The sequence below is a fragment of the Pseudomonas sp. P39-UII1 genome (assembly GCF_039672635.1).
In the GTDB taxonomy this organism is placed as follows: Bacteria; Pseudomonadota; Gammaproteobacteria; order Pseudomonadales; family Pseudomonadaceae; genus Aquipseudomonas.
In genome coordinates this window covers 441,712-454,937 of record NZ_JBDFPP010000002.1, presented here as the reverse complement: position 1 = coordinate 454,937, position 13,226 = coordinate 441,712, and the positions used below count along the sequence as shown (strand labels likewise).

Here is a 13,226-nt window from a genome sequence, read left to right as displayed (position 1 = left end):
AGGACCACCCCATGCGCCTACGCACACTGCCCTGCCTGCTGGCCCTGGCCCTGCCCTACGCGGCGCTGGCCGACGGGCCGGCCAAGGACGCCAGCGACCTCACCCGCCAGAGCAATCAGCAATGGTTGCAGCGCCTGCCCTTCGACGACCGCAACGACTTCGACAATGCCCGCCGCGGGCTGCTAGAAGCCGTCGACCAGCCCGTGGTCAATGCCGACGGTAAAACCGTCTGGGACCTGCAGCGCTATGCCTTCCTGAAAGACGAGGCACCGGCCACGGTCAACCCGAGCCTGTGGCGCATTGCCCAGCTCAACACCCTTGCCGGGTTGTTCAAGGTCAGCGAAGGCATCTACCAGGTGCGCGGCCTGGACCTGGCCAACATGACCCTGATCGAAGGCGAGCACGGCCTGATCGTGATGGACCCGCTGCTGTCGGTGGAAACCGCCAGGGCCGGCTTGGCCATGTACTTTCGCCATCGCCCGCAGCGGCCGGTGGTGGCGGTGATCTATACCCACCCGCACGTCGATCATTTCGGCGGTGTGCGTGGGGTGATCGACGAGGCCGACGTCAAGGCCGGCAAGGTGCAGGTCATCGCCCCGCAGGGTTTCTTCGAACATGCCGTCAGCGAAAACGTGCTGGCCGGGCCGGCAATGAAGCGCCGGGCGCAGTACATGTACGGCGCGCCACTGCCACGCGGGCCACGCGGCCAGGTGGATGCCGGCCTGGGCAAGGGTGTGCCGGCCAATGCCACGGTTAGCCTGATTGCCCCGACCCGGCTGATCGAACAGCCTTTCGAAACCCTGCGCATCGACGGTGTCGACATCGAGTTCCAGCTCACCCCTGGCACCGAAGCGCCTGCTGAAATGAACCTGTGGTTCCCCCAGTTCAAGGCCCTGTGCATGGCCGAGAACGCCTCCCACGTGCAGCACAACGTGCTGACCCTGCGCGGCGCCCAGGTGCGCGACGCCAAGGTGTGGGCGCACTACCTCGACCAGTCGCTGATGCGCTATGGCGAGCAGGCCGAAGTGGTATTTGCCCAGCACCACTGGCCGACCTGGGGCGGCGCGGCGATCCGCGACTACCTGGCTGACCAGCGCGACATGTACGCCTTCATCGACAGCCAGACCCTGCGCCTGATCAACCGCGGCCTTGGCCCCACCGAGATCGCCGCCGAGCTGACCAGCTTGCCGCCACGGCTGGCCAGCAAATGGTACAGCCGCGACTACTACGGCTCGCTCAGCCACAACGTGCGGGCGGTGTATCAGCGCTACATGGGCTTTTACGACGGCAACCCGGCAACCCTCAACCCCTTGCCGCCGAGCGAGGCCGGCACGCATTACGTCAAGGCCCTGGGCGGCGCCGAGCGGGTGCTGACCCTGGCCCGTGAGGCCTACGGCAGCGGTGATTACCGCTGGGTTGCCGAGCTCACCCGGCACCTGGTTTTCGCCCAGCCCGACAACAGCGCAGCGCGCGAGCTGCAGGCCGACGCCCTGGAGCAATTGGGCTACCAGAGCGAGAATGCCACCTGGCGCAACGCCTACCTGACCGGTGCGCAAGAGCTGCGCAACGGTGTGGCGCCGGCCGCCAGCAAAGGCGGCAGTGCGGACGACCTGGTACGCGCCCTGACCCCGACGCTGTTCTTCGATTACCTGGGCGTACGCGTGGATGCTGCCAAGGCCGCCGAGCAGGACCTGACCATCAACTGGCACTTCACCGACCTGAACGAAGACTACGCCCTGACCCTGCGCAACGGCGTGCTCACCCACCGCGACCACACCCGCCACGGGCAGGCGGATGTCGAGGTGAAAATGAGCAAGGCTACCCTGGACCGCATCGCCCTCAAGCAGACCGGCTTTCTCAAGGAGGCGACCGTGGGTGATGTCGAGATCAGTGGTGAGCGGGTGAAATTCATGCGCTTCATGGCAGGGCTGGACGAGCCGGATGGGCGCTTCAATATCGTCACACCCTGAATGACCAACAGCGCCGCCCTAAAGCGAGCGGCGCAACCACACGCTCAGCACCAGGCCCGCCACCCCCAGGGCGCAGAGCAGCACGCTGCAGGCGGCCGCGTGGCCCTGCTCGCGGTGCAGCATGCCCAGCCCACGGCGATACACCCCGCGCTCACGGGCCCGGCCCAGCAGCGCCAGCAGCGCCGCCAGGCCGGCCACCTCCCACATTTCGCCGCGCCAGGCGAGGCACGCTACCAGCAGCAACGCCACCTGCGTGCGCCGCCAGGCCAGCACCGTACGTTCGGCCTGCAGGCCGCTGTCGCTGGCGCTATCCGCCATGCCAACGCGCCCATAGCACGCCGACCAGCGCCACGCAGGCAAGCCCGCACGCCACGCTCAGCAGCGGCACCAGGCGCGGCAGCGGCAGCGGTGCCTCGCGGCGCAATGCGCGCTCCACCGCCAACCAGCGCCAGCCGGCGCCCAGGCTCACCAGCAAGCTGGTGGCCAGCAACGCCAGCTCCATCGCCACGCGCCCAGACGGCGGCCAGGCATGGGCCGCGAAGGTTTCGATGGCGATGGCGCCGCCCAGCAAGGCCAGGGCGGTGCGGATCCAGGCAAGAAAGGTGCGCTCATTGGCCAGGGTAAAACGCGGGTCGGGCGCCTTGCCCTGCCCCAGCAACCAGCGCTCCCAAGGGGTATGACGGTGATCGGAATTCATGAGAGCCCTGTGTCAACGCAGCCCTTGGCTGCGCAATGCGCCGGGTGAAAAGTAGGAAGCACTGGTGCGCACGTCGAAGGCGTACGGCCTTGGCTGCTCGTTGGTCAGGCCAGACAGCTGGTAGCGGCCACTGCGCAGGTCGTAGATCGCCTCCATGGCGTTGACCAGTGCCTGCCCGGTGACGTGGTAATAGCTGTGGGCCTGGGCAGTGCGCCACAGCTGACCCTTGTGGTCGAAGAAGTCCGCCTCGAGGATGGCCCAGCTGTCCTCGTCCAGGTAATACCGGCGGCTGGCGTACAAATGCTTCGCCCCAGGCTTGAGGGTGCCCACCACTTCCCACACCCGGTGCAGCTCGTAGCGGGTAGGTTGCGGGTTGACGTGCCCCGGCCCGATCAGCGCGGCATAACCGAGCAGCGGCGAAGCCAGGCGATAGCTGTTGTACGGCACGTGCAGGGCCTTCTTGCCCACCAGGGTCCACTGGTAGAGGTCCGGGGCACCGTTGAACATGTCGCGGCTGTCGGCGGTGCGCAGGCCGGCCGTGCCCGGGGTGATGCTGTCATAGGCCAGCGCCGGGGCGCGCCGCACCCGCCGCTGGCTGCTGCTGTACAGCCACGAGAGGCGCGGCTGGGCCACCTGGTCGAGGGTTTCGTGCAACACCACGGCATCGCCCGCCAGGCGCGACGGCGCGGTCATGCGGTAACTCAGGTAATACAGCACGTTGCCCGCTTGGCCGCCCTCCAGTACGTCGGGGCGGGCGAAGTTCTGTTGCAGGCTCATCGTCGCGAAGCGGCCATCGCCACGCGGGGTAATGCTGTCCGAGGCCAGGCTGTAACTGCCGTTGCGCGGGCGGGTGAGGTGGTTCCACAGCACCTGCAGGCCATTCTCGGGCTTGGGGAATGCCACTACGCCGGCAAAGCCCTGCACGCCGTTGCCGTCATTGACCAGCCGGGCACTGGCCGCATTGTGCCGGGCCCACTCGCCCACGGGTGGCGGCACCGCGACACTGCGGTGCGAGGGATACACCGGCAGGCGGAACGACTGGGGGTAACGCTGCATCAAGGCCACCTGCCCCGCCGTCAGCTGCTCCCGGTACTGGGTGTAGTTGTTGGCGGTGATCACATACAGCGGCTGCTCATCGGCGTATGGGTCCAGCGGCGTGCCGTTGACCGCCAGCGACACTTGCCCCGCCTGCAGGCCGCCGTTCCAGGCCGGTATGCGGCCGTCGTTGCTGGGCCCGCGTTCGGCCCCCACCGGCGTCAGGTCTGCGGGCAGTGGCGTGGCGCCCAGGTACAGGCTCAGCAGGCTGGCGTTGACGAACAGGAAGCTGCGCAGCAAGGCGAATGGTTTCATCGGGCTTGGCCTCTTGTTGTTGTGGTGTCCGGGCCGGGCTTGCCTTGGCACGCCCTTTCGGGGTGATACTAGGAGCCGCGCTTCGAACCCCACAAATAACGTGTTCGGATACGTGCCATATCAGTTCGGCATACCCTTGGAACCGCTCCGATGACCCTGAAACAGCTCCGCTACCTGATCGCCATCGTCGAAGCCGGCAGCTTCTCTTCGGCTTCACGTCGCGCCTACATTGCCCAGCCGGCGTTGAGCCGGCAGATCAGCCTGCTGGAAAGCGAGCTGGAGATGCAGCTGCTCGACCGCCAGCACGATGGCATTGCCCTGACCGATGCCGGGCGCCAGCTCTACGAAGTGGCCCGGCAGGTGGTGCAGAAACTCGACTCGGTGAAGGATGAGCTCAAATCCAGCCGCGGCGACCCCAAGGGCCACGTGGCCATTTCCATCCCGGCCACGGCCGCCGACTTGCTGCTGCCAGAAATCGTCAGGCGCGCCGAACAGCGCTTCCCCGGCGTGACGCTGACCGTATGGGACGGCCTCAGCCGTGAAGGCGGCCAGGCCATCGAGCTGGGCAAGGTGGACTTCGGTGTGGTGCCCAATGCCGAGGAACTCGACCATGTGGAGGCCGAGCCGATCTTCACCGAAGCGCTGTACTGGGTTGGCGCATCAGCCCCTGGCACCCCCGACACCATCACCCTCGCCGAAGCCGCCGCCACCCGGCTGGTGCTGCCGCCCAGGACGCTGCACCTGCGCCGACGCATCGAGCAAGCCGCCATGGAAGCCGCCGTACCCCTGGCCGCCGCCTACGAGCAGCAATCGGCACCCGGTATCGCCAGCCTGGTGCGCGCCGGCCTGGCGGCGACCATCAGTAACTGGCCGCCGCTGAGCGTACTGCTCGAACCCACGGCGGCGCGGCGCATCGTCGAACCGCGCATCAGCCGCACCATCGCCTTGGCGCATTCCCAGCACAAACCCCTGTCGTTCGCTGCCGGTTGCCTGCGCGACCTGGTGCGCAGCGTGCTGATCGACCTGGTCAACAGCGGCCGCTGGCGGGGCGAGCTGATCGGCAAAGAGGCCGAACCACTGGAGTCGGTGCTCGGCGTTCAGCTGGCGGTCTGAGCGCGCGCCTGCCCGCCAGCTGCAGCCGACTCGCGCAGGCGCTGCTGGGTGCGCTGCGGGTTCAGGGTGGCCAGGCCCACCAGCCCGGCCACCACCAGCACCGCGCCGCACACCAGGAAGCCCTGGGCATACCCCGCCGGGTGTTCGCTACCCGCACCTTGTACCAGCAAGCCGGTCACCACCGGCGCTGCCAGCCCGGCCAGCGAGGCGATGCCGTTGCCCATGGCGAGGATGCCGCCGCGCTGGGCCGCCGGGGTGAACTCGGCGAGCATTGCCGGGCCCACGGAATACATCACCAACGCCAGGCCACCACTGAGGGTCAGCGCGGCGACCCTTGCGGCCGTGCTCAAGCCAGGCAGCATCAGCGACGCCGACAACAACCCGCCCAGTATCAGGCACACCGAAACGAACACGCCGCGTGCCACCCGTGACGTCACGCCGCGACGCATCAGGCGCTGGGAGAACCAGGCCAGCAGCAGGCTCAGCGGCGTGGTCACGACCACGAACATGATGAAGATTCGGCCGGTCTGCAGCGGGTCGATACCCAGGCCCACCTGCAGGTAACTGGGTACCCAGGTCAGGGTCAGGGCCAGCGACCAGTTGGCGGCGAAGTGGCACAGGTAGTTGCCCAGCACGCTGGGGTCGCCCAGCAGCCTGCGATAGGGAACAGACGGCTCATCGGCCTTGAGCTGGCTGGCACGCAGGCGCTCGAGGGTGCCCTCCTGGCCCAGCCGCCACCACAGCAGGCACCAGACCAGGCCGATCAGCGCAAGGATGATAAAGTTGGTGCGCCAGCCGTAATGCAGGCTGACCCAGGGGATCATCGCCCCCGCCACCAGCAGGCCCATGGCACTGCCGGCATGCAGCAGGGCCACCGGCAGGTTGCGCCGATCGTTGGGGAACCACTTGTACAGCGCATGGGTGGCCACCGGCGATGCCGGCCCCTCACCAATGCCCAGCAGCACCCGGCAGGCGACGATGGCCCACAGCGAGGTGGCAAACAGCATCGGCAGCTGGATCAGCGCCCAGAACAGGCCCATGCCCAGCAGCAAGGTGCGGGTGGGGCGCCGGTTGGCCATGAAGCCACCGACCACGGCGGAGATCGCGAAAAACCAATGCAAGGCGCCGCCGATCAGGCCGAACTCGGTGGCCGTCAGGCCCAGTTCGGCGCTCATCGGCACCGCCACCAGGCCGATCACCACCTTGTCGAGAAAGTTGACCAGCATCAGCAGGGCCAGCAGCGCGGCCACCAGCCAGGCGGTACGGGGGTTGGGCAGGGAAGAATCCGCAGTCATGGCGAGTACTCTTGTTATTGTTGTGGGGTGTTGCAAAAAGGCCGCCGCAAGGGCGGCCCGTCGTTCAGGCAGGCATCAGCACGCCTTTGGCGATGGTGTTGCGCTGGATCTCGCTGGTACCGGTGAGGATACGCATCATCCGCGTGGCACGGAAAATCCACTCCACCGGGTGGCCCTGCATCAGCCCAGCGCCGCCGTGCACCTGCACTGCCTTGTCGGCGATGCGGAAGGCAGCCTCGGAGACGAACAGCTTGCACATCGGCGCCTGGGTGCGGATATCGCCCCCTGCGTCGTTCACCTGGGCCGTGGCGTAGACCATGCTGCGGGCAGCGTGCAGCTCGGTGGCCATGTCGGCGATCATGTGGTTGACCGCCTGGAACATGGCGATCGGCTGGCCGAACTGCTTGCGGCTGCGTGCATGCTCGATCGACAGGTTCAGCGCCAGGCCGGCCATCCCCAGCAGGGTCGGGCAATGCAGCAGGCGGTTGAGGGTGATGCGCCCCATGGCCAGTTTGAACCCCTGCCCCTCTTCACCGATCAGGTTGGCGGCGGGCACGCGCACTTGGTCAAGCACGATGTCGCCGTGGGCACCGCCACCGGACATCACCGAGTAATCGCTGTCGATTCGCACACCCGGGGCGTTGAGGTCGACGAAGAACGCCGAAATGCCCTGGGCGCCCTTCCCCGGCCCGGTCACCGCCAGCAGCACCGCCAGGTCGGCGTAGGTGGCGCCAGAAATGTAACGCTTGCTGCCGCTGAGCACATAGTGGTCACCGTCGCGGCGGGCCTGGGTAGTAATGGCGGTGGCATCGGAGCCGGCCTCGGCTTCGGTCAGGGCAAAGCACACGGCCTTTTCAGCGCGACACACGGGCTTGAGAAAGGTCTCGACCTGGTAGGGGCTGGCCACCTTGAACAGGTGGCCGACCCGCGGCGGCCCCGACAGCTCGCCCAACACGTGTGAGGCGAGCATGGAGCCTGTCAGCACCGTGGCCTCCTTCACCGCGCACAGGTCGGCCACGTTCAGGCCGGCCCCGCCCATGCTTTCGGGCAGCATGACGGTGTACAGGCCCTGCTCGCTGGAAAGCTTCCAGACCTGCCGCAGCACCGGCTTGGGGTGCGGGCGCGCCCAGTCCAGCTGTGCCTGCTGTTCCAGCGGGCGTACCTGATCGCGGACGAAACCCTCGATCGCTTCGATAATTTGCGCAGCCTTTGCACTGGGTTGATACATGCTGATGCTCCCTGGTCAGATACGACGTTCACTGTGTTGCCAGTAGGTGTCCCGGACCAGGCGGCGCACCACCTTGCCATTGGGGTTTTTCGGCAGTTCGCTGACAAAATCGACGCCGCGCGGCTTCTTGAAACCGGCCAGCGCACGGCCGCAACGCTCGATCAGCTCGGCGGCCTGCAGTTGCGCCCCGGGCTTGAGCACGACCACCGCGCGCACCGCTTCGCCCCACTGCGCGTCGGGCACGCCGACCACCGCCACTTCGAACACCTCGGGGAAGCCGTAGATCACCTGCTCCACTTCGCTGGGGTACACGTTGAACCCGCCGGAGATGATCATTTCCTTCTTGCGATCGACGATGAACACGTACCCCTGGGCATCGACCGTGGCCAGGTCGCCGGTAAGGTAATAACCGTCGCGCATCACTTCGGCGGTGAGCGCCGGGGCGCGCCAGTAGCCCTGCATTACGTCGGGGCCCTTGACCACGATCTCGCCGACGTCACCCGGGGCCACATCCTCGAACGCCTCGTTGACCACCCGCAGGTCGGTCTCGAAGTAGCACCGCCCGCAGGAGGCCAGGCGCTGATAATCGCCGTCTTCCACCAAGTGGTCCTGCTCGGTCAGCACGGTGACCAGCGAACAGGTTTCACCGGCGCCGTAACCTTGCGCGAGAATCGGCCCGAACAGTTCGATGGCCTTTTTCACCAGGGCCGGTGCCATGGGCGCGGCGCCGTACATGACCAGTTTCAGGCTGGACAGGTCGAAGCGTTCGACGCCGGGGTAATTGACCAGGCGGTTGATCATCGCCGGCACCAGGAACAGCCGCGTCACCCGTTCGCGCTCGATGGTCTCCAGCAACAGGCGGTCGTCATAACGGTCGAGCAGCAGGTTGCAGGCGCCGACCGCCAGCAGCGGCATGATCTGCATGCCGCTGGCATGGGTGATGGGCCCCACATGGGCCATGACGTCGCCCGGCCCGGAGCGCCGTGTGGGGCTGGCAATGCTCTTGCGCACCAGCGCCTTGCGGTTGCCGAACGACAACATCGCAGCCTTGAGCACGCCGGAGCTGCCGGAGGTGTAATGCAGCACGGCCAGCGCATCGTCGGCCGGGTCCAGGCCCAGCGGTGCCTCACTGCCGCGCTCGAGCAACGCGGCATAACCCAGGTCACCGCCCTCGCCTTCCAGCACGATCAGCTGGCGCAGCAGCGGCAACTCCGTGCGCCGCGCTGCCAGCGCCTGGGCGAAACTGGCGTCGGTGATCAGTGCAACGCTGCAGGAGTCTTCCAGCACCCGCACCACTTCATCCACTGACAGCCGCGCATTGATCGGCACCTTGACCATCGCCGCCTTGTACAGCGCCACTTCCGCTTCGACCAGCTCCACGCGGTTGGCGGCGAGAATCGCCACATGCTCGCCGACGCCCACGCCCAGCGTACCCAGTGCTGAGGCCAGGCGGTTGCTGCGGCGTTCCAGCTGGGCGTATGTGAGGCGTGTCTGACTGTCCGCCACGGCGATGTGGTCCGGCCAGTAGCGGGCACTTCGGGTAATGATCGTTCCAAGGTTCACGTTGTTGTTCTCGTCGACAGGAAGACATCGACGATGCTAATCAGCTGCGCGCGTGCAGATGAAATACAAGATTCAGATGTGGGCCATAACTTTATTGGCTGGCGTGATGCCCAGAGGTGCTGGGGCTGGCGCTCGGTTGGAATGTGGCAGTCATTGGTTGTGGCAGCTTTGTTTGATGAGGGAGCGATTTCGACCGATGGCGGGCATCTGAAAGCCGGGGCCGCTTTGCGGCCCATCGCCGGCAAGCGCGGCTCCCACGGGTACTGCGCAGGCCTGGAGACTGGTTGTACCTCTGTGGGAGATTACCCAGCCCTTCGGGCTACGCTGTCGCGCAGAGAACAAAGCCCGCGAGCGCGCCGCATACCCTGTGGGAGCAACTGTCTTGCTCAAGCTTGCGTGATCGGTGTGGGAGCCGGCTTGCCGGCGATGAGGCCGGTACTGACTGCAAGCCGTCCATTCACCACACATACTGCAAGCGCAACGTCCAGGTGTTCACATCCGGCGAACCTGTGCGCTCGGACACAGTATCGGAATAAGCAATCAGCCCCCCGAACTGGGGCGATAGCATGAAGCCCAGGCTGGCACCCAGCAACGTGTTCTGTTGCTGATTGTCCTGGTTGACGCCGTTGATCCTGGTTTCTCCGCCTTTGTTGTAGGTGGCATCGAGGGAAGCCCAAAGCGCACGGTTGAAGCTGTAGCTGTAGTGGCCTTCGACGGCATACAACGGCTTCTGCTCAAGCGTGTTGTCGCCCAGGTAATCATCATTGTCGCCATACAGGGACACGTAGGTGTTGACCTCGAGCCAGGTCGGCCCGATAGGTGTACCAAACGCCAGTTCCGGTTTGAACACCCAGCAGTTGGCGCCGATGTAGATGATGCGCTTCTTGTCGTAATCGCCGGTGGGCGCCGTTACCCACAAGGCCCCGGTCAGGAATGTCTCGGGCTGCCAGGTGGCGAATTCTTCCTGGGTCAGCGCCGGCCCGCCGAACAGGTTGTGCACGATGCTGTTCCCCGAGGACGGCCGCTACTTCGAACTGCTCTCGCGCTTCATTGAAGCCGAAGCGGTCGACCCGGCAGACATGGACATGCGCGGCTTCCTGCATACCATCGGCATCGAAAAGGGCAAGCCCTTCGCCCCGGATGCCGAGCGGCGCAAACTGCTGGATGAGGCGGCACGTACCGCATTCAAGATGAGCAAGGTGGTCACCAGCCATCTCTTGATGAAAGAGCCAGGGGGCCTGTACTACACGGATCGCCAGTATGTGAACACCTTCGCTGGGGAAAACACCGAGTTCCAGTCCAGCGGCACGTACACCAATCTTGAGCAGCGCGTGGCGTTCTTCACCTCGGCCTACTCGGACAGCCCGGGCATGGTAATGAACATGGTCGGTGCCGGCGCCAAGTACCCGGCGACTACTCGTGATGCCGACGGCAAGTTCCTCGACGGTGCCCACACCTACAAGCTCAACCTGCCGGCAAATGTGCCGGCGGCGTTGTTCTGGTCGGTGACTGCCTATGACAACCTCACAGCCTCGGGCCTGGACAACGGCCAGCCGTTCCCGTCGCTCAACCAGATGGACAAGCCCGCGCAGAACAGCGACGGCTCGACTGACATTTTCTTCGGCCCTGAATCACCTGGTACAGGGAAAAACTGGATTCGTACCGTACCGGGCAAAGGCTTCCTGGTGATCGTGCGGCTGTACGGGCCGAAACAGGCGTTTTTCGACCAGAGCTGGAAGCCCAGTGACGTGATCAAGCAATAGGGTGGAACTTGCGTTGCCCCGTTACCAAGCGGGGCAATGCGAATCAGTCAGTGACAGAGCTTCTCACTATCTTGGTGAGCCGCAATCCGTCTGGTCCGCTGCACACTAATGAACGGCAGCTTTGGGTCGAAAGCGGCCTGTCGTGAATCGCAGATTTCGACCCATTAGAGATAGTCAGGCCGCCTGCTCGCTCTGAGCCCGACGCAGGACATCCGACAAACGCTTCAGACCTTCATCCAGCTTGTCGGGAGCAACATGGCTGAAGTTCAGCCTCAGGTGCCCTGGATGTTTGTCAGGCTCTGGGAAGAAGGGCTCTCCTGGCATGAAAGCCACATTGGCGGCCAGTGCCGGCTCGAGCAATGCCCGGGTATCGATGGGGTGCTTGAGCGTCAACCAGAAGAACAACCCTCCCTCTGGCATCTGCCACTCGGCCAGGTCGTCGAAGTGCGTCTCCAATGCGGCCTGGAAAGCGTCTCGACGACCCCGGTAATAGCTGCGTAACTCTTCAAGATGACGCTCAAGCCGTTCTGTCCCCAGCCATTGAAGGACCTGCCATTGCCCAACTCGACTGGTGTGCAGGTCCGCCGATTGCTTGAGCCGCAGCAATTGCGGGAACAGGTCGGGGCTGGCAATCAGGTACCCAACCCGCAAGCCGGGCAGCAAGGTCTTGGACACAGTACCGGTATAAATCCAGCTGGTGGTGTTCAGACGGCTGACAACCGGCATGGCCGCGACGCCGTCGAAGCTCAGCTCTCGATATGGCTCATCTTCGATCAATGTGACGTTGAACTCATCGAGAAGCGCCGCGACTTCGTCCCTTTTTCTGTCGCTGTAGCGCAGCCCCGACGGGTTCTGAAACGTTGGAATCAGATAGATGAACGCCGGGCGGTTCTGGCTCAGCAGTTCGCGCAACGACTCCAGATCCGGGCCATCGCGCTCCATCGGCAGCGAAAGGCAGTGCGCACCGAAGAACTGGAAGCTTTGCAACGCAGCCAGATAAGTAGGGGCTTCCAGCAGCACCGGCGTCCCTTTGTCGATATACAGTTTTGATGTCAGGTCCAGAGCTTGCTGCGAGCCGCTGAGAATGAGCACTTGGCTAGCCTCGCACTTGATTCCCAACGCACGGGCTTCCCTGGCCAGCGCCTCACGCAACATCGGCTCACCCTCGCTCATCCCGTACTGGCCCATGCTGGTGGGCATTTCAGCCCAGTCCACAGAGGGCAGCATCTCCTCTGCCGGCAGCCCCCCTGCAAAAGACATCATCCCTGGGCGCTGCGCGGCGGCCAGAATTTCACGAATCAAAGAGCTTTTAAGGCGCGAAACACGTTCAGAAAATGCCATGGATCACCTCTGGCCAAGCGCGAACAATATAGGTCAAACTCCTTTACCTAAATTAGAGCGCTCGTCGAGAGTAAGTCAACATGATTGACCTAAAAAACCAGGAAGCACAGCAGCAGGCCATGGAGGCGTTTTTCTTTGGCTATCAGGCGTTCACCACCAAGGCCGACGAGATGCTTGAGCGCAGGGGCTTGGGCCGTGTGCATCAGAGGATCGTTTTTTTCATAGCCCGGCACCCGCACCTCAGCGTCAAGGAGCTGCTGGCCCTGCTCGGCGTGACCAAGCAGGCGCTGAACATACCGCTACGGCAATTGTCAGAGATGGGATTAGTGGACAGCGCGGCATCGCACACCGACAAACGGATGCGTTTGCTTCAGCTGACCAAAGAAGGCTCGCGACTTGAACAAATGCTGCGACGTGAACAAGTAAAGCTGCTTGAGCGGGCATTCGGTGAGGCCGGAGCGCCGGCGGTAGAGGGATGGCTGGCTGTCAATGCGGCATTGGGGAAGCTACAAAATTCAACGTGAACCCGGATACCCGAAAGAAGGCCTCTGTAGACGCGGTTTCATTAGGAACATGCGTATGCTGAGCAGATTTGATTGTCCGCAACGGGTCGACTGCAGCCGGTCACCACTCCGATTTCGGCCCATGGCGGACATCCGAAGGCTGGGGCCGCTTCGCGGCCCATCGCCGGCAAGCCCGGCTCCCACAGGCACCGCGGAGGCCTGGAGACTGGTTATATCTCTGTGGGAGCCGGCTTGCTGGCGATGAGGCCGGTACTGACTACACAGCGTTGGGGCGGTGTCCGCAGTGGATCGGAAGGTGCCGGTGCATTCCGCCACACCGCTGCGCTTGGTATTTACAATTCGTCAGTCACTGACAGTAGCAACCGTTGATGATAATTGGCTG

10 protein-coding genes and 2 pseudogenes are annotated in these 13,226 nt (G+C 64.6%); 4 read left to right on the top strand and 8 right to left on the bottom strand.

Translation table 11 applies throughout. The features are described from left to right. Window positions 1–11 precede the first annotated feature (11 nt). Window positions 12–1,970, top strand: coding sequence for an alkyl sulfatase dimerization domain-containing protein (locus ABEH27_RS04815; protein ID WP_346612455.1), 1,959 nt, complete (start codon window positions 12–14; stop codon window positions 1,968–1,970). Window positions 1,971–1,988: 18 nt separating this feature from the next. Here ABEH27_RS04815 and ABEH27_RS04810 read toward each other — a convergent pair whose 3' ends face one another. The 3 genes from ABEH27_RS04810 to ABEH27_RS04800 are packed head-to-tail and all read right to left on the bottom strand — an operon-like array spanning window position 1,989 to window position 4,017. Then, complete coding sequence (locus ABEH27_RS04810; protein ID WP_346612454.1) at window positions 1,989–2,288, bottom strand: DUF202 domain-containing protein; 300 nt, start codon at window positions 2,286–2,288, stop codon at window positions 1,989–1,991. Next, window positions 2,278–2,667 (bottom strand): DUF202 domain-containing protein, encoded by a 390-nt coding sequence (locus ABEH27_RS04805; protein ID WP_279923554.1) that lies wholly within the window; start codon window positions 2,665–2,667, stop codon window positions 2,278–2,280. Before ABEH27_RS04805 ends, ABEH27_RS04810 begins: the two co-directional genes overlap by 11 nt. A gap of 12 nt (window positions 2,668–2,679) precedes the next feature. Then, complete coding sequence (locus tag ABEH27_RS04800; RefSeq protein ID WP_346612453.1) at window positions 2,680–4,017, bottom strand: DUF1329 domain-containing protein; 1,338 nt, start codon at window positions 4,015–4,017, stop codon at window positions 2,680–2,682. Window positions 4,018–4,167: 150 nt separating this feature from the next. Between ABEH27_RS04800 and ABEH27_RS04795 the strand changes: the two genes are divergently transcribed. Beyond that, the gene (locus ABEH27_RS04795; protein ID WP_197897535.1) at window positions 4,168–5,130 is read left to right on the top strand and encodes a LysR family transcriptional regulator; all 963 of its coding nucleotides are present in this window, start codon (window positions 4,168–4,170) and stop codon (window positions 5,128–5,130) included. Here ABEH27_RS04795 and ABEH27_RS04790 read toward each other — a convergent pair. The 4 genes and pseudogenes from ABEH27_RS04790 to ABEH27_RS04775 form a co-directional block, all read right to left on the bottom strand. Further along, window positions 5,115–6,425, bottom strand: coding sequence for an MFS transporter (locus ABEH27_RS04790; protein WP_346612452.1), 1,311 nt, complete (start codon window positions 6,423–6,425; stop codon window positions 5,115–5,117). The two genes, ABEH27_RS04795 and ABEH27_RS04790, sit on opposite strands and share 16 nt — an antisense overlap. Before the next feature lie 64 nt (window positions 6,426–6,489). Beyond that, on the bottom strand, window positions 6,490–7,653 hold the full coding sequence (locus ABEH27_RS04785) for an acyl-CoA dehydrogenase family protein (RefSeq protein ID WP_346612451.1): 1,164 nt from the start codon (window positions 7,651–7,653) through the stop codon (window positions 6,490–6,492). Window positions 7,654–7,668: 15 nt separating this feature from the next. After that, window positions 7,669–9,216, bottom strand: a complete 1,548-nt coding sequence (locus ABEH27_RS04780; protein ID WP_346612450.1) for an AMP-binding protein — start codon at window positions 9,214–9,216, stop codon at window positions 7,669–7,671. A gap of 457 nt (window positions 9,217–9,673) precedes the next feature. Then, window positions 9,674–10,219: pseudogene (locus tag ABEH27_RS04775) on the bottom strand (transporter); the annotation flags it as partial. On the opposite strand from ABEH27_RS04775, the pseudogene ABEH27_RS04770 reads away from it, so the two are divergent. Next, a pseudogene (locus ABEH27_RS04770) lies at window positions 10,218–10,979 on the top strand (DUF1214 domain-containing protein); the annotation flags it as partial. The pseudogenes ABEH27_RS04775 and ABEH27_RS04770 overlap by 2 nt on opposite strands. A gap of 174 nt (window positions 10,980–11,153) precedes the next feature. On the opposite strand, the gene ABEH27_RS04765 reads toward ABEH27_RS04770, so the two are convergent. After that, window positions 11,154–12,320, bottom strand: a complete 1,167-nt coding sequence (locus ABEH27_RS04765; protein WP_346612449.1) for a PLP-dependent aminotransferase family protein — start codon at window positions 12,318–12,320, stop codon at window positions 11,154–11,156. An 80-nt stretch (window positions 12,321–12,400) separates the two neighbouring features. On the opposite strand from ABEH27_RS04765, the gene ABEH27_RS04760 reads away from it, so the two are divergent. Continuing rightward, window positions 12,401–12,844, top strand: a complete 444-nt coding sequence (locus ABEH27_RS04760; protein WP_346612448.1) for a MarR family transcriptional regulator — start codon at window positions 12,401–12,403, stop codon at window positions 12,842–12,844. The last annotated feature ends 382 nt before the right edge of the window (window positions 12,845–13,226 follow it).

Excerpts from the sequence above, each read along its gene's own strand:
- ABEH27_RS04815 (WP_346612455.1), top strand. The coding sequence starts at position 12 with ATGCGCCTACGCACACTGCCCTGCCTGCTGGCCCTGGCCCTGCCCTAC.
- ABEH27_RS04810 (WP_346612454.1), bottom strand. The coding sequence starts at position 2,288 with ATGGCGGATAGCGCCAGCGACAGCGGCCTGCAGGCCGAACGTACGGTG.
- ABEH27_RS04805 (WP_279923554.1), bottom strand. The coding sequence starts at position 2,667 with ATGAATTCCGATCACCGTCATACCCCTTGGGAGCGCTGGTTGCTGGGG.
- ABEH27_RS04800 (WP_346612453.1), bottom strand. The coding sequence starts at position 4,017 with ATGAAACCATTCGCCTTGCTGCGCAGCTTCCTGTTCGTCAACGCCAGC.
- ABEH27_RS04795 (WP_197897535.1), top strand. The coding sequence starts at position 4,168 with ATGACCCTGAAACAGCTCCGCTACCTGATCGCCATCGTCGAAGCCGGC.
- ABEH27_RS04790 (WP_346612452.1), bottom strand. The coding sequence starts at position 6,425 with ATGACTGCGGATTCTTCCCTGCCCAACCCCCGTACCGCCTGGCTGGTG.
- ABEH27_RS04785 (WP_346612451.1), bottom strand. The coding sequence starts at position 7,653 with ATGTATCAACCCAGTGCAAAGGCTGCGCAAATTATCGAAGCGATCGAG.
- ABEH27_RS04765 (WP_346612449.1), bottom strand. The coding sequence starts at position 12,320 with ATGGCATTTTCTGAACGTGTTTCGCGCCTTAAAAGCTCTTTGATTCGT.
- ABEH27_RS04760 (WP_346612448.1), top strand. The coding sequence starts at position 12,401 with ATGATTGACCTAAAAAACCAGGAAGCACAGCAGCAGGCCATGGAGGCG.